The sequence below is a fragment of the Dryocola sp. LX212 genome, assembly GCA_041504365.1.
In the GTDB taxonomy this organism is placed as follows: domain Bacteria; phylum Pseudomonadota; class Gammaproteobacteria; order Enterobacterales; family Enterobacteriaceae; genus Dryocola.
In genome coordinates this window covers 1,307,356-1,322,195 of the sequence record CP167917.1, presented here as the reverse complement: position 1 = coordinate 1,322,195, position 14,840 = coordinate 1,307,356, and the positions used below count along the sequence as shown (strand labels likewise).

Genomic DNA, 14,840 nt, shown 5'->3' with positions numbered 1-14,840 from the left:
GAACCGTGCGACATCCCTTTGTGACCTTGTTAGTTACTGTGGCGGTGCTGGTCACCGCCGGGTGTGGTTTTCATCTGCGTGGCCACACGCAGGTACCCAGTGAAATGAAAACTTTGATCCTGAACTCCAGCGACCCTAACGGGCCGCTAACGCGTGAAATTCGCTCTCAGCTGCGTCTGAACGGCGTAACTATTGTGGAAGACACAGGGACTGGCGTACGCAAAGATATTCCATCCCTGCGTATCATAAGTAGTACCAACCACCAGGATACCGCCTCGATCTTCCAGGATGGCCGTACCGCGGAGTATCAAATGGTGATGACGGTCAACGCCCAGGTGCTGATCCCGAACCACGATATCTACCCAATCAGCACGAAAGTGTACAAATCGTTCTTTGATAACCCGCTGACGGCGCTGGCAAAAGATGCCGAGCAGGATCTGCTTATCAAAGAGATGTACGCCACATCGGCCCAGCAGCTGATACGCAAACTGATGGCGGTCCACACGGCTGACGTTGCCCAAACCAAAGAGGCTGAAGACGCCTCTGTTAAAAAGGCACCGGCTGCGGATGCGACCTCTGGCCGCGTCACCACAACGTTGCCATCAACAACCAGTAGCCAATGATCCGTTTATACCCGGAACAACTCCGCTCGCAGCTCAGTGAAGGGCTGCGCGCGGCGTATCTGCTGCTCGGTAACGATCCGCTGCTGCTGCAGGAAAGCCAGGATGCGGTCCGTCAGACGGCAATTTCCCACGGCTTCGAAGAGCACCACTCGGTACAAATAGATGCCGCTACGGACTGGCAGGCGGTTTTCGCCATTTGCCAGGCGCTGAGTCTTTTTGCCACCCGGCAAACGCTTGCGCTCCAGCTTCCTGAAAACGGCCCAAATGCGGCAATCAACAGCCAGCTGGAAACGCTGGCTGGCCTGCTGCATGACGACCTGCTGCTAATCGTGCGCGGTAACAAGCTCACCAAAGCGCAGGAAAACGCCTCATGGTACACCAGCCTTGCGGACAAAAGCGTCGTGGTGACCTGCCAGACGCCGGATCATGCACAGCTGCCACGCTGGGTTGCGCAGCGGGCTAAGCAGCTTAATCTGTCGCTTGATGATGCGGCTAACCAGCTGCTTTGTTACTGCTACGAGGGGAATTTGCTGGCGCTGGCTCAGGCGCTGGAACGGCTGTCGCTTATCTGGCCGGACGGCAAGCTGACGCTGCCCCGAGTCGAGCAGGCGGTAAGCGATGCGGCCCATTTCACCCCGTTCCACTGGGTGGATGCCATTCTGGGCGGCAAGAGCAAGCGCGCGATACACATTCTCCAGCAGCTTCGCCTCGAGGCAAGCGAGCCGGTTATTTTGCTGCGCACCATCCAGCGCGAGCTGATGCAGCTGGTCAATCTCAAGCGCCGGTCGGCGATCACGCCACTGCGTACGCTGTTCGATCAGCAGCGGGTCTGGCAAAACCGCCGCGCGCTGGTAACCGAAGCGCTGAACAGGCTTTCTGAAGAGCAGCTCTACCAGGCTGTACGCCTGCTAAGCCAGATTGAACTGACGTTAAAACAGGATTACGGCCAGTCGGTCTGGGCGGATCTGGAAGGGCTTTCGCTGCTGCTTTGCCATAAAGCGCTGCCGGAAATTTTTATCGATGGCTGAACTTCGCCTACCGCTGTGCGCCATTTACGGTGGCACCTTCGACCCTATCCACTATGGGCATCTGAAACCCGTTGAGGCGCTGGCAAAACAGGTCGCGCTTCATCAGGTGACGATTATGCCGAACAACGTTCCTCCGCATCGCCCACAGCCCAAAGCAAGCAGCCAGCAGCGTAAAGAAATGGTGAAACTTGCCGTTGCCGGCCTGCCTTTATTCAACCTGGACGATCGCGAGCTTCAGTGTTCAACACCCTCTTACACCGTTAAAACGCTTGAACAGGTTCGCACCGAACAGGGCGATCGGCAGCCGCTGGCGTTTATTATTGGTCAGGACTCGCTGCTTAGCCTGCACCGCTGGCACCGCTGGGAAGCGCTGCTTGATTTATGCCACCTGCTGGTATGCCAGCGTCCGGGGTATCCGATCGCGATGGATAATGCTGAGCAGCAATACTGGCTGGACAGCCACATCACCACCTGTCCGGAAGCGCTGCACAGCGCGCCCGCCGGAAAGATTTTCCTGGCACAAACTCCGCTGTTCGACATCTCCGCCACGTCGATTCGGCAGCGGCTGGCGCAAGGTTTATCATGCGATGATCTCGTCCCCCTTTCCGTCCTCGAGTACATTAACCAGCACCATCTCTACCGCTAATTGCAGCTTGCCGGAGGCAACATGACATTATGGCTGGTTCGTCACGGACAAACGCACGCCAATCTGGCTGGCCTCTATAGTGGCATATCGGAAACCGAACTCACGGCTCTGGGCGTAAGCCAGGCCCAGGCCGTCGGAAAAATGCTCCGGGCCGTTTCCTTCGATAAAATTCTCTGCAGCGAGCTTGGCCGCGCACAGCACACCACAAAGCTGATAATGCAGCAGCTCACTACACCAGCGGCAGTCGACCCTCGTCTGAATGAGATGAACTTTGGCGATTGGGAAATGCGCCATCATAGTGAACTCCAGCTTGCCGATGCAGAAAACTACGCTGCCTGGTGCGCAGACTGGCAGAACGTGATTCCCGGCAACGGAGAAGGTTTTCAGGCTTTTGCAAAAAGAGTGTCGGGATTTTGTGAGGAGATAAAGTCACAGGCCAGCAACGAAAATATCCTGATAGTCAGCCATCAGGGCGTGCTGAGCCTGATGCTGGCGACGCTGCTTAATATGCCCGCCGCATCGCTGTGGCACTTTTTCATTGAGCAGGGTGCATGGAGCACCGTCGATATTCATGAAGGCTTCGCCACGCTGAAAACCCTCAACAATCGTGCAGAATGCCCGGCGTTGACTAAACCCCGCATGAGTTAAAGTTGTCAGCCATTGACTCTTCTCCTCAGGCTGTTATGCTCCGCTGCCATAATTTCCTGCCCGAATGCATGACTTACCAAAAATAGTTTTACAAAAATGGCGATGCAAAGCAGGCCACTCGGTGGGATGATAGCCCACCTTGAGCGCCCCATGACCGTTTTTGGAAACTAACGCCACACCTGACAGGTATACTGGCTTTAGCTACGGGCGACATCGAACACTTTAATTCTCCCAGGGGGAACACACTTGCAGGGTAAAGCACTCCAGGATTTCATCGTCGACAAGATCGACGACCTCAAAGGCCAGGACATCATCAAAATTGACGTTCAGGGCAAATCAAGCATCACCGACTGCATGATCGTCTGCACCGGTACCTCTAACCGCCACGTGATGTCCATTGCTGAACACGTTGTGGAAGCCTCCCGTAAAGAAGGCATTGATGCGCTGAGCGTAAAAGGCATCACCGCAACTGACTGGATCGTCGTCGATTTGGGCGAAGTGATCGTTCACGTCATGCAGGAAGAGAGCCGCCAGCTGTACGAACTGGAAAAACTCTGGGGTTAATGCGTGAAGCTTCAACTGGTGGCAGTCGGAACCAAAATGCCGGACTGGGTACAAACCGGTTTTACCGAGTACCTGCGTCGTTTTCCAAAAGATATGCCTTTTGAACTCGTTGAGATCCCGGCAGGAAAACGCAGCAAAAACGCCGATATCAAACGCATTCTTGATAAAGAGGGTGAAATGATGCTGGCCGCTGCGGGTAAAGGCAACCGCATCGTCACACTGGATATCCCCGGTCAGCCGTGGGATACCTCGCTTCTCGCCACGCAGCTTGAACGCTGGAAGCAAGACGGTCGTGATGTCAGTTTGTTGATTGGTGGGCCAGAGGGCCTCGCTCCCGCGTGTAAAGCCGCAGCGGAACAGAGCTGGTCGCTTTCTACGTTAACGCTTCCCCATCCGCTGGTGCGGGTGCTGGTCGCCGAGAGCCTCTATCGCGCATGGAGCATCACGACCAATCACCCCTATCACCGTGAGTAAACAACGACCTTGGTAGAACAGACCTGCGGATGAAACTACAGAACTCCTTTCGCGACTATACGGCAGAGTCTGCGCTCTTTGTGCGCCGGGCGCTGGTCGCTTTTGTCGGCATTTTATTGCTAACCGGCGTCCTTATCGCCAACCTTTATAATCTGCAAATCGTCCGTTTTACCGACTACCAGACGCGTTCGAACGAAAACCGCATTAAGCTGGTCCCGATAGCCCCAAGCCGGGGGATCATCTATGACCGCAACGGCACGCCCCTTGCGCTCAACCGCACCATTTACCAGATTGAAATGATGCCGGAGAAAGTCGACAACGTGCAGGCCACGCTTGAGGCCCTGCGTCCAGTAGTTGACCTTACCGATGAAGACATCGCCAACTTCAAAAAAGAGCGCGCCCGGTCGCACCGCTTCACCTCGATCCCCGTTAAAACTAACCTGACGGAAGTACAGGTGGCGCGCTTTGCCGTTAACCAGTACCGTTTTGCGGGCGTCGAAGTTAAAGGCTACAAACGCCGCTATTATCCTTATGGTTCCGCCCTGACCCACGTCATCGGCTACGTATCAAAAATTAACGATAAAGACGTAGAGCGCCTGGATAAAGACGGCAAAACCGCCAACTATGCCGCCACGCACGACATCGGCAAGCTGGGCATCGAGCGCTATTACGAAGAGGAGCTGCACGGACAGACCGGTTATGAAGAGGTTGAAGTTAACAACCGGGGCCGCGTTATCCGCCAGTTGAAAGAGGTGTCACCCCAGGCAGGGCACGATATCACCCTGACTATCGATCTTAAGCTACAGAATTACATCGAAACGCTTCTTGCGGGCAGCCGTGCTGCCGTGGTGGTGACAGATCCCCGTACGGGCGGGATTATGGCGCTGGTGTCGATGCCGAGCTACAACCCTAACCTGTTTGTAGATGGCATCTCCTCAAAAGATTATTCCGGTCTGCTGAACGACCCCAATACGCCGCTCATCAACCGTGCGACCCAGGGCATCTACCCACCGGCATCCACGGTTAAGCCATATATGGCCGTGTCGGCCCTGAGCGCGGGCGTCATCAACCGCAACACCTCTCTGTTTGACCCGGGCTGGTGGCAGTTGCCAGGCTCCGAAAAACGCTACCGCGACTGGAAACGCTGGGGCCACGGTCGCCTTAACGTCACCAAAGCGCTGGAAGAGTCAGCGGATACCTTCTTCTATCAGGTCGCCTACGACATGGGCATCGACCGCATCGGCGAGTGGATGAGCAAGTTCGGTTACGGCCACTACACGGGCATCGACCTCTCCGAAGAGCGCTCGGGCAACATGCCAACCCGCGACTGGAAGCTTAAACGCTTCAAAAAACCGTGGTATCAGGGCGACACCATCCCGGTGGGCATCGGTCAGGGTTACTGGACGGCCACGCCAATTCAGATGAGCAAGGCGATGATGATCCTGATTAACGACGGTATCGTTCGCGTCCCTCACCTGCTGATGAGCACCACGGAAAATGGCAAGCAGGTACCATGGAAGCAGCCGATAGAAGCGCCTGTGGGCGACATCCACTCCGGCTTCTGGGAAATAGCGAAGGACGGAATGTACGGCGTTGCCAACCGCCCGAACGGTACCGCACATAAGTATTTCGCCAGCGCACCTTACAAAGCCGCGGCTAAGTCAGGTACTGCGCAGGTCTACGGCCTTAAGGCCAACGAAACCTATAACGCACATAGAATTGCCGAGCGCCTGCGCGACCACAAGCTAATGACCGCATTTGCCCCTTATGATAAACCGCAGTACGCCGTGACCATCATCCTGGAAAACGGCGGTGTCGGACCGGGAGTGGGTACAATAATGCGTCAAATCCTCGACCACCTGATGTTAGGGGATAACAATACGGAGTTGCCGGCTGAGGCGCCCGCGGCACCTGGCACTGAGGATCAATAACCATGACTGATAATCCAAATAAAAGGTCGATTTGGGACAAAATCCACATCGACCCAATTTTCCTGGTTACCGTGCTCGCCCTGCTGGTGTTCAGCGCGCTGGTTGTCTGGAGTGCCAGCGGTCAGGACATGGGGATGATGGAACGTAAAATCGGTCAGATCCTGATGGGTCTGGTGGTTATGGTCATCATGGCGCAAATCCCGCCTCGCGTGTACGAAGGCTGGGCTCCCTATCTGTATATTATTTGTATCATTCTGCTTATCGCGGTGGATGCCTTTGGCGCCATCTCGAAGGGGGCACAGCGCTGGCTCGATCTCGGTATCGTGCGTTTCCAGCCTTCAGAAATTGCCAAAATTGCCGTACCGCTGATGGTGGCACGCTTTATTAACCGCGACGTCTGCCCGCCAACGCTTAAGAATACCGGTATCGCGCTGGTGCTGATCTTCATGCCAACTTTGCTGGTTGCCGCTCAGCCTGACCTGGGCACATCCATCCTGGTGGCCGCATCCGGCCTGTTTGTCCTCTTCCTGTCGGGCATGAGCTGGCGCCTGATTGGCGTTGCGGTGCTGCTGGTTGCCGCCTTCATCCCGATCCTGTGGTTCTTCCTGATGCATGACTATCAGCGGGCCCGCGTGATGATGCTGCTTGACCCGGAAACCGATCCTCTGGGCGCGGGTTACCACATTATTCAGTCTAAGATTGCGATAGGCTCAGGGGGGCTGCGCGGTAAAGGCTGGCTACACGGAACCCAGTCGCAGCTTGAGTTTCTTCCTGAACGCCATACCGACTTTATCTTTGCGGTACTCGCCGAAGAGCTGGGGCTGGTCGGCGTACTGGTGCTGCTGGCGCTTTATCTGCTGCTCATCATGCGCGGGTTATATATTGCCGCCCGGGCGCAGACGACATTTGGCCGGGTTATGGCCGGCGGCCTGATGCTAATTTTATTCGTATATGTATTTGTAAATATTGGCATGGTTAGTGGTATCTTACCGGTGGTCGGCGTGCCGCTGCCGCTGGTCAGCTACGGGGGCTCAGCCCTGATCGTTCTGATGGCCGGGTTTGGTATCGTGATGTCGATCCACACCCACAGGAAGATGTTGTCGAAAAGCGTGTAACGAGGTGCACAATGGTTAAGTACTGGCCAGGGATTTTTGTAGCAGCCGCCATTCTGGCTGGCTGTTCGTCAAGCGATGACGAGCAACAGCAGGTGCCCCAGCAGCCGCAGCCGGCAGTCTGTAACGGCCCAAGCGTTGAGATTAGCGGTGCCGAGCCGCGCTATGAAGTGCCAAATCCTTCTGTAAATCAGGATTATGAAAATAACGGTGAAAGCTACAAGATCGTGCAAAACCCGGCAAATTTCAGCCAGACCGGTCTTGCCGCTATCTATGACGCAGAGCCGGGCAGCAATCTGACCGCCTCAGGTGAACCCTTTGACGCGATGGCGATAACTGCCGCGCATCCGACGCTGCCTGTCCCGAGCTATGCCCGCATCACGAACCTCGCTAACGGCCGCATGATTGTCGTACGCATTAACGACCGTGGTCCTTACGGCAACGATCGCGTGATTTCACTTTCCCGCGCTTCGGCTGACCGTCTGAATACGTCGAACAATACGAAAGTCCGTATCGACCCAATTATCGTCGCGCAGGACGGCACACTGTCGGGTCCCGGTACGGCCTGTACTACCATCGCTAAACAGACCTACGCCCTGCCCGCTCGCCCCGACTTAAACACCGGCATGGGTAGCGTTTCCTCAGCCCCTGCCGATGCTCCTCAGGGCGACGTTCGGGCTATCAGCAACTCGACGCTGCAGCCAGCGGATGCCACCGGCACACCGGACAGCGGCAGCGGACTGATTGGGGCGGCAACGCCACTGGCTGCTGGCGTCGTGGAAACCAACGAACCTGAAGCGACGCCAGCCGCGGCGGCGGCCACACAGGCTACCACGCAGACCGCGGCTCCCGTAGCAGCAGGTACACAGGCGGCACCCGTTACTGCGCCAGGCTCAGTGCAAGGCAGCACGCAGCCAGCCGCTCCCGCAGTAGCAGCCACTGGCCGCTATGTCGTGCAGGTTGGCGCGGTCAGTGATAAAGCTCGGGCAACGCAGTGGCAGCAAAAATTAAGCCAGCAGTTTGGCGTTCCCGGCGCGGTTTCCAGCAATGGTGCCGTGTACCGTGTACAGCTGGGGCCGTTTGGCAGCCGTAGCGAGGCAGCCGCCCTGCAACAGCGCCTGATGAGCGAAGCCCAGCAGCAGTCATTTATTACAAACGCACCTGCTATGTAAGCTAAGTTAACCGGCATCCTCCACGCGTAAGTTTGTGTAAACACTATTAACAAATCATGCGCAAAGACAGATGCCAGTAAAAAACGCTTTTGCTATAGTTAGGCACTTTTTTTATTTCCATCACGGATGTCGTTGTTCTTATCATGAATACAGCCCTATCTGTACGTTTTGTTAAGCGCCTGGCGCTCTCCACGGCCTTCGCCCTTACGGCTCTGGCTTCCGCTCATGCTGACGACCTGAATATTAAAACGATGATCCCAGGCGTCCCGCAGATTGATGCGGAAGCGTACATCCTGATCGACTACAATTCAGGAAAAGTGCTGGCAGAATCCAACGCCGACGCGCGCCGCGATCCGGCAAGCCTCACCAAAATGATGACCAGCTACGTCATCGGCCAGGCAATGAAAGCCGGCAAGTTTGATGAAAACGCCGTAGTCACCGTCGGCAACGACGCGTGGGCAACCGGCAACCCGGTCTTTAAAGGCTCATCCCTGATGTTTCTTAAGCCCGGCATGCAGGTCCCTGTTTCGCAGTTGATTCGCGGGATTAACCTACAATCCGGTAACGACGCCTGCGTGGCAATGGCCGATTTTGTGGCCGGTAGCCAGGACGCATTTGTTGGCCTGATGAACAGCTACGTCTCTGCGCTGGGCCTGAAAAATACCCACTTCCAGACCGTCCACGGTCTCGACGCTGACGGACAGTACAGCTCTGCGCGCGATATGGCGCTGATTGGCCAGGCGCTGATCCGCGACGTGCCAAACGAATACAAGATTTATCAGGAAAAAGAGTTCACCTTTAACAATATCCGCCAGGTGAACCGTAACGGTCTGCTGTGGGATAAAAGCCTGAACGTTGACGGTATCAAAACCGGCCACACGGATGCCGCAGGCTATAACCTTGTCGCCTCCGCAACCGAAGGCCAGATGCGTCTTATCTCTGCGGTCATGGGCGGTCACACCTACAAGGGTCGTGAAACGGAAAGCAAAAAACTGCTGACCTGGGGCTTCCGCTTCTTCGAAACGGTTTCCCCGCTGAAGGCAGGTAAAGAGTTCGCTTCTGAGCCGGCCTGGTTTGGTGATAACGACCACGCGTCGCTGGGTGTAGACAAAGATGTCTATCTGACCATTCCACGTGGTCGTATGAAAGACCTGAAAGCCAGCTACGTGCTGAACACCCCTGAGCTGCATGCCCCGCTGCAGAAAAATCAGGTTGTTGGTACCATTAACTTCCAGCTGGATGGCAAAACCATCGAACAGCGTCCGTTAGTGGTGCTTCAGGAGATGCCGGAAGGGAATTTCTTTAGCCGAATCATCGACTACATCAAACTGATGTTCCATCACTGGTTCGGTTAATAATTGAACACTTGAAAGTGTGAAGAACGTCCCCATATACTGTTCATCACTGTAACTCCCGCACACCGTTGCGGGAGTTTATTTTTAATGCCGTCACGCTGGAGCTACCATGAAAACCAACCTTAAAGAGCTGCTCGAATTTCCGACTCCGTTTACTTACAAAGTGATGGGTCTCGCGAAGCCGGAGCTGGTTGATCTGGTCGTTGAGGTGGTGCAGCGCCACGCCCCTGGTGACTACACGCCGCAGGTCAAACCAAGCAGCAAAGGGAACTACCACTCGGTTTCCATCACCATCACTGCGACCCATATTGAACAGGTTGAAACGCTGTACGAAGAGCTGGGCAATATCGAAATCGTCCGTATGGTGCTGTAACGCCGTTACCCGGCCCCGGCCGGGTAAATTTTTTACGCTGTGATATACTTCCCCTCTCTTTTACCTTCAGCCGGAGACAGTACTTTGTCTCAAGATACCATTCTGATTCGCCAGCTTGGCCGACAACCTTACGAGCCCGTCTCTCAGGCCATGCATGACTTTACCGATACCCGCGACGAAACCACTGCCGATGAAATCTGGCTTGTCGAGCACGACCCGGTTTTCACCCAGGGCCAGGCGGGAAAGGCCGAACATGTTCTGGTGCCGGGCGATATTCCGGTGATTCAAAGCGATCGCGGCGGTCAGGTGACATACCACGGGCCCGGCCAGCAGGTGGTGTACGTATTGCTGAATCTGCGCCGCAGGAAGCTTGGCGTACGCGAGCTGGTGACCGTTCTTGAGCAAACGGTAGTGAATACCCTGGCAGAGGTGGATATCGACGCTTATCCCCGTGCCGATGCGCCCGGAGTCTATGTAGACGGTCGAAAAATCTGCTCGCTGGGGCTGCGCATCCGTAAAGGCTGCTCATTCCACGGCCTGGCGCTGAATGTGGATATGGATCTCAGCCCATTTTTGCGCATCAATCCCTGTGGCTATGCCGGGCTTGAGATGACGCAGGTGAAAACGCTGCGCGAAGAGATTTCACTTAAGGATATTCAGCCGCTGCTTATTAAACAGTTAATGACACTGTTGAAAAATCCTCCTTTTGATTATATTAATATTTAATCACTCCCCCGTGAATATGGGGAGTTTCATGACAAAATAAGCCCTTCCTCAGATCTTCCCACTATCACTTTAGGAATTTGCGCATTCCATTTTGACCGCTAAATAATTATCATCCACTGCTTAATTATTTGTTTAGCAACACTACCACAAAGCGATTACACCTGTTCAAGGCCCCCAGTCGTTTAATGGACCCCTCTCATTTCGACATTATCATCCTTCAAAGAGGAAGAGTTGCTATACTTGCAGCAAGGCATTAAGAACTTCAAACATGAGAAAGCATTCTTCTGGCGAATAAATCTGGAGACTGAACATGGGCCCCCCCCCAACATCAGAGCATAAAGTCATGGATCGAGACGAGAATAATAATCATCCAATTTTTAAGACATTACGAAATGTAGATCTCAATTTACTGACAATATTCGAAGCCGTTTATATACATAAAGGCATTGTCAACGCGGCAAAAGTGCTGAACTTAACACCGTCTGCGATCAGTCAGTCTATCCAGAAGCTTCGGCTTATTTTTCCTGATCCTCTCTTTATTCGGAAAGGGCAAGGCGTTGCCCCTACTGCCTATGCAGCACATCTGCACGAATATATTAGTCAGGGACTGGAATCCATTCTCAGCGCGCTGGATATTAGTAATTCTTTTGGCAAACAGCGTACGATAACTATTGCTACTCAGCCCACAGTGGGCGCTTTACTGATTCCGAAAATATATTCTGTTATTCAGCGCGTGAATTCTAAACTGCTCATACGCAATATTCCTGTGATCGAGGGCGAAACACAGCTCGCACAGTTTCAGACGGATATGCTGATTGATGTTAACCATCACACCGGACGCAGCATCGCCACGCAGAAGCTCTTTGAAGACAGAATCATCGCGGTCTGTCGTAATGATCATCCCGTGCTGCAGTCTTACCAGACGCTGGAAGAGATGCGCGATGCAGGCCACACCTTCCTGATCCTGCAAGATGACCTGCTGCGCGATATCCGTCAGATTGTCAGCGATTACTTCCCGCAGCGGCAAATTACCTTTGGCAGCTATAATTTCGTGACCGTGGCTTCACTACTGGGCTCAAGCGATCTGATCGGCTTTATGCCGTTCAGTCTGTTTGAGATGTTCAGGGAGACCTTCGGGCTACGCGAAATTCAGAGCGCTATCTTTACGACAACCAGCATCGATTACAACCTACACTTCAATAAGCTCAGCATGCGCGATACGGTGCTTCAGGAAGTGATCGATGCGGTGCGAAACGAGTTTCAGTCCAGCTAGACAGCAGCCCCTTGCAGAACCTGCAAGGGGCTGCCAGGTTCGTTGTTAACCTTCATGGCACAGAAAACAACAACTCATTTACAATTCTTTCCCCGTTTCATGCACGGCATGGCTGATTTCGCCCCGGGAGTGGTGCTATACTCGTGTGCGAAAATTCAAAAATAGTTGATAAATATAACACTAACTTGAATTCAGTCAGCCTGACTTCGTTATCCGCAACTGGAACACGCACGATATGAGTAAACCCATCGTAATGGAACGCGGCGTTAAGTACCGCGACGCCGACAAAATGGCTCTGATCCCGGTTAAAAACGTGGTCACCGAGCGCCAGGAGCTGTTAAGAAAGCCAGAATGGATGAAAATCAAACTCCCTTCTGACTCTACCCGCATTCAGGGTATCAAAGCCGCCATGCGTAAAAATGGTCTGCACTCCGTCTGCGAAGAGGCTTCCTGCCCTAACCTTGCAGAATGCTTCAACCACGGAACCGCGACCTTTATGATCCTGGGTGCAATTTGTACCCGCCGCTGCCCGTTCTGTGACGTGGCCCATGGGCGCCCTGTTTCACCGGATGCTAACGAGCCGGTCAAGCTGGCGCAGACGATTGCCGATATGGCGCTGCGTTATGTTGTTATCACCTCCGTAGACCGTGATGACCTTCGTGACGGCGGTGCGCAACACTTCGCAGACTGCATTTCGGCTATTCGTGAAAAGAACCCAACGATTAAAATTGAAACGCTGGTACCGGACTTCCGTGGTCGTATGGATCGCGCCTTAGAAATCCTCACCGCCACGCCGCCGGACGTATTTAACCACAACCTGGAAAACGTGCCGCGTATCTATCGCAAAGTGCGCCCGGGTGCGGACTATAACTGGTCGCTGAAGCTGCTTGAGCGCTTCAAAGAAGCCCATCCGGATATTCCGACCAAATCAGGTCTGATGGTCGGGCTGGGTGAAACCAACGAAGAGATCGTCGACGTGATGCGCGACCTGCGCCGCCACGGCGTGACCATGCTGACGCTGGGCCAGTACCTGCAGCCAAGCCGCCATCACCTGCCGGTGCAGCGCTACGTCAGCCCGGATGAGTTCGAAGAGATGAAAGCGGAAGCGCTGGCGATGGGCTTTACCCACGCGGCCTGCGGCCCGTTCGTTCGCTCTTCCTATCATGCTGACCTGCAGGCAAAAGGTATGGAAGTGAAGTAATCACGTTACAAATGGTTACACATGGCCGTTGAGACAAAAAAAACCGGCCATTGTGTGCCGGTTTTTTTATTCCCTCGACAAAATATCGTCGCGGAATCAGTCTTTATGCGAAATGCGCTCCGCAGGAACTTCAGTGCCGGTGGCAGGCTTCGCAGGGGTTTCGTCGTCATTCATGGCCTTTTTAAAGCCCTTGATTGCCGTACCCAGATCGCCGCCCAGTGAGCGCAACTTCTTGGTGCCAAATAACAATACAATCAGTGCGCCGATTACCAGCAGCTTAGTAATGCTAATCTCTCCCATACCTACCTTCTTAAGTCAATTTGCCGCGGGGACGGCGAAAAAATAATCTGAGCTAATTAACGAACAAAAGCATGCGCAACACAATAGCAATCTGTAACAAGGTGAATCAAGCGCTGTTTAAAAAAACATCAGACCAGCACGGGATTTGTGAAGCGACGATTTTTGAGCACGGGCAACATCGCGCGAACGTCCGCGACGCGCTGACTGTCAAGCTCCGCAAAAAACAGGGCGGGTGCCTCCGCAGCGCCGGCAATCGTCACCCCCAGCGGGTCAATAATCCTGCTCTGACCAATATTCCTGTTGCCGCATTCGCCGGATGCTACCACATAACAGGTGGTATCAAGCGCGCGCGCGATCAATAACGTGGTCCAATGTAACTCTTTATGCGCGCCCCGTAGCCAGGCGGCGGGAAGAACAAGCACCTCAGCACCCGCAAGGGCAAGACTCAACGCCATTTCAGGAAAACGCAGATCGTAGCAGGTGAGCAGGCCGACCTGCATGCCCGCAACCTCAATCAGCGAGGGTATCTGCGCGCCCGCATCCACCAGCCGCGACTCCTGCATGCTAAACGCGTCATACAGATGGATTTTTTGATAGCTGACAATCACTTCACCGCCGCGCACAGCAAATAATGTATTTGCTGCTCTGCCCTCAGTAGTCCGCACATGAAGCGTCAGAACTGTCGTCAGCGCATTCTTTTTGGCCTCGGCAAGCAGCTGGCTGAGAAATGCGCCGTCCGCCGCCTGGGCTGATTTGACCGACAGGTCAGGATCGTTATCGTCACGAGCCAGCAGCGATTCGGGCAGCACCAGCATATCTGCTCCCGCCGACGCAGCCTGCGCCATCAGCGCCACGCACGTTTTCGCGTTTGCCTGCCAGTCCTTGCCAACTGCAAATTGCCCTACCGCAACTTTCATATCCGCTTCCCAAAAGGTGATGATTAATTTCAGTATATAGGGTGTAAAACAGATTGGGTGAGCGCTAAACTCCCGGACTCTGAGAAAAAAAGAGTGAGAAGAACCGTGCTACAGATCTTCCTGGCTGTGTTTATTGGCGGTGGAACCGGCAGCGTGCTGCGCTGGTTTCTAAGTATGAAACTCAATCCGGTGCACGGAGCTCTGCCCCTGGGTACGCTGACGGCGAACCTGATCGGCGCTTTTATCATTGGCCTGGGCCTGGCAACCTTCAGCCGCCTTACCCATCTTGATCCCGTCTGGAAACTACTTATCACGACGGGCTTCTGCGGCGGGCTGACCACCTTTTCGACTTTTTCTGCGGAGGTCGTTTACCTGCTTCAGGATGGACGCCTGGCCTGGGCGGGCCTCAACGTGCTGGTGAACATGCTGGGCTCATTTATGATGACCGCGATCGCATTCTGGTTAGTTTCCCTGGCGGCCAACCACTAAACGTTGCC

17 protein-coding genes are annotated in these 14,840 nt (G+C 54.3%); 15 read left to right on the top strand and 2 right to left on the bottom strand.

The window, feature by feature from the left end; translation table 11 throughout:
* Nucleotides 1-5 precede the first annotated feature (5 nt).
* The 14 genes from lptE (at nt 6) to lipA (ending at nt 13,126) form a co-directional block, all read left to right on the top strand.
* Nucleotides 6-623, top strand: a complete 618-nt coding sequence (gene lptE, locus ACA108_06255; protein ID XEX97118.1) for an LPS assembly lipoprotein LptE — start codon at nt 6-8, stop codon at nt 621-623.
* The gene (holA, locus tag ACA108_06250; GenBank protein XEX97117.1) at nt 620-1,651 is read left to right on the top strand and encodes a DNA polymerase III subunit delta; all 1,032 of its coding nucleotides are present in this window, start codon (nt 620-622) and stop codon (nt 1,649-1,651) included. The genes lptE and holA overlap by 4 nt, the downstream gene beginning before the upstream one ends.
* The gene (gene nadD, locus ACA108_06245) at nt 1,644-2,297 is read left to right on the top strand and encodes a nicotinate-nucleotide adenylyltransferase (protein ID XEX97116.1); all 654 of its coding nucleotides are present in this window, start codon (nt 1,644-1,646) and stop codon (nt 2,295-2,297) included. Before holA ends, nadD begins: the two co-directional genes overlap by 8 nt.
* Before the next feature lie 21 nt (nt 2,298-2,318).
* On the top strand, nt 2,319-2,945 hold the full coding sequence (locus ACA108_06240) for an adenosylcobalamin/alpha-ribazole phosphatase (protein XEX97115.1): 627 nt from the start codon (nt 2,319-2,321) through the stop codon (nt 2,943-2,945).
* A 246-nt stretch (nt 2,946-3,191) separates the two neighbouring features.
* A complete protein-coding gene (rsfS, locus tag ACA108_06235) occupies nt 3,192-3,509 on the top strand; it encodes a ribosome silencing factor (protein XEX97114.1) in 318 nt (105 codons plus the stop codon).
* A gap of 3 nt (nt 3,510-3,512) precedes the next feature.
* Complete coding sequence (gene rlmH / locus ACA108_06230; protein ID XEX97113.1) at nt 3,513-3,983, top strand: 23S rRNA (pseudouridine(1915)-N(3))-methyltransferase RlmH; 471 nt, start codon at nt 3,513-3,515, stop codon at nt 3,981-3,983.
* 29 nt (nt 3,984-4,012) lie between these two features.
* Nucleotides 4,013-5,914 (top strand): peptidoglycan DD-transpeptidase MrdA, encoded by a 1,902-nt coding sequence (mrdA, locus tag ACA108_06225; GenBank protein XEX97112.1) that lies wholly within the window; start codon nt 4,013-4,015, stop codon nt 5,912-5,914.
* A gap of 2 nt (nt 5,915-5,916) precedes the next feature.
* Entirely contained in the window at nt 5,917-7,029 is a 1,113-nt protein-coding gene (gene mrdB / locus ACA108_06220) for a peptidoglycan glycosyltransferase MrdB (GenBank protein XEX97111.1), read from the top strand.
* Between the two features lie 11 nt (nt 7,030-7,040).
* Nucleotides 7,041-8,198 carry an endolytic peptidoglycan transglycosylase RlpA gene (gene rlpA, locus ACA108_06215; GenBank protein ID XEX97110.1) on the top strand — a complete coding sequence of 386 codons (1,158 nt, stop codon included), beginning with the start codon at nt 7,041-7,043 and terminating at the stop codon, nt 8,196-8,198.
* A gap of 143 nt (nt 8,199-8,341) precedes the next feature.
* On the top strand, nt 8,342-9,553 hold the full coding sequence (dacA, locus tag ACA108_06210; GenBank protein XEX97109.1) for a D-alanyl-D-alanine carboxypeptidase DacA: 1,212 nt from the start codon (nt 8,342-8,344) through the stop codon (nt 9,551-9,553).
* 109 nt (nt 9,554-9,662) lie between these two features.
* On the top strand, nt 9,663-9,926 hold the full coding sequence (ybeD, locus tag ACA108_06205) for a DUF493 family protein YbeD (protein XEX97108.1): 264 nt from the start codon (nt 9,663-9,665) through the stop codon (nt 9,924-9,926).
* An 84-nt stretch (nt 9,927-10,010) separates the two neighbouring features.
* Nucleotides 10,011-10,652 carry a lipoyl(octanoyl) transferase LipB gene (lipB, locus tag ACA108_06200; protein ID XEX97107.1) on the top strand — a complete coding sequence of 214 codons (642 nt, stop codon included), beginning with the start codon at nt 10,011-10,013 and terminating at the stop codon, nt 10,650-10,652.
* 310 nt (nt 10,653-10,962) lie between these two features.
* Nucleotides 10,963-11,925 carry a YbeF family transcriptional regulator gene (locus ACA108_06195; protein XEX97106.1) on the top strand — a complete coding sequence of 321 codons (963 nt, stop codon included), beginning with the start codon at nt 10,963-10,965 and terminating at the stop codon, nt 11,923-11,925.
* Nucleotides 11,926-12,160: 235 nt separating this feature from the next.
* Nucleotides 12,161-13,126 (top strand): lipoyl synthase, encoded by a 966-nt coding sequence (gene lipA, locus ACA108_06190; GenBank protein XEX97105.1) that lies wholly within the window; start codon nt 12,161-12,163, stop codon nt 13,124-13,126.
* Nucleotides 13,127-13,222: 96 nt separating this feature from the next.
* On the opposite strand, the gene tatE is transcribed toward lipA, so the two are convergent.
* Both tatE and ACA108_06180 read right to left on the bottom strand, forming a co-directional pair.
* Complete coding sequence (tatE, locus tag ACA108_06185) at nt 13,223-13,426, bottom strand: twin-arginine translocase subunit TatE (protein ID XEX97104.1); 204 nt, start codon at nt 13,424-13,426, stop codon at nt 13,223-13,225.
* Nucleotides 13,427-13,554: 128 nt separating this feature from the next.
* Nucleotides 13,555-14,343, bottom strand: a complete 789-nt coding sequence (locus ACA108_06180; GenBank protein ID XEX97103.1) for a deaminated glutathione amidase — start codon at nt 14,341-14,343, stop codon at nt 13,555-13,557.
* Nucleotides 14,344-14,448: 105 nt separating this feature from the next.
* Here ACA108_06180 and crcB point away from each other — a divergent pair, with 105 nt between their 5' ends.
* Nucleotides 14,449-14,832 (top strand): fluoride efflux transporter CrcB, encoded by a 384-nt coding sequence (gene crcB / locus ACA108_06175; GenBank protein XEX98035.1) that lies wholly within the window; start codon nt 14,449-14,451, stop codon nt 14,830-14,832.
* The last annotated feature ends 8 nt before the right edge of the window (nt 14,833-14,840 follow it).

What these genes read in the sequence shown, in the direction of transcription:
- nadD (XEX97116.1), top strand. Translation starts at nt 1,644, where the DNA reads ATGGCTGAACTTCGCCTACCGCTGTGCGCCATTTACGGTGGCACCTTC.
- ACA108_06195 (XEX97106.1), top strand. Translation starts at nt 10,963, where the DNA reads ATGGGCCCCCCCCCAACATCAGAGCATAAAGTCATGGATCGAGACGAG.
- lipA (XEX97105.1), top strand. Translation starts at nt 12,161, where the DNA reads ATGAGTAAACCCATCGTAATGGAACGCGGCGTTAAGTACCGCGACGCC.
- dacA (XEX97109.1), top strand. Translation starts at nt 8,342, where the DNA reads ATGAATACAGCCCTATCTGTACGTTTTGTTAAGCGCCTGGCGCTCTCC.
- rlpA (XEX97110.1), top strand. Translation starts at nt 7,041, where the DNA reads ATGGTTAAGTACTGGCCAGGGATTTTTGTAGCAGCCGCCATTCTGGCT.
- mrdB (XEX97111.1), top strand. Translation starts at nt 5,917, where the DNA reads ATGACTGATAATCCAAATAAAAGGTCGATTTGGGACAAAATCCACATC.
- mrdA (XEX97112.1), top strand. Translation starts at nt 4,013, where the DNA reads ATGAAACTACAGAACTCCTTTCGCGACTATACGGCAGAGTCTGCGCTC.
- ybeD (XEX97108.1), top strand. Translation starts at nt 9,663, where the DNA reads ATGAAAACCAACCTTAAAGAGCTGCTCGAATTTCCGACTCCGTTTACT.
- ACA108_06180 (XEX97103.1), bottom strand. Translation starts at nt 14,343, where the DNA reads ATGAAAGTTGCGGTAGGGCAATTTGCAGTTGGCAAGGACTGGCAGGCA.
- holA (XEX97117.1), top strand. Translation starts at nt 620, where the DNA reads ATGATCCGTTTATACCCGGAACAACTCCGCTCGCAGCTCAGTGAAGGG.
- ACA108_06240 (XEX97115.1), top strand. Translation starts at nt 2,319, where the DNA reads ATGACATTATGGCTGGTTCGTCACGGACAAACGCACGCCAATCTGGCT.
- tatE (XEX97104.1), bottom strand. Translation starts at nt 13,426, where the DNA reads ATGGGAGAGATTAGCATTACTAAGCTGCTGGTAATCGGCGCACTGATT.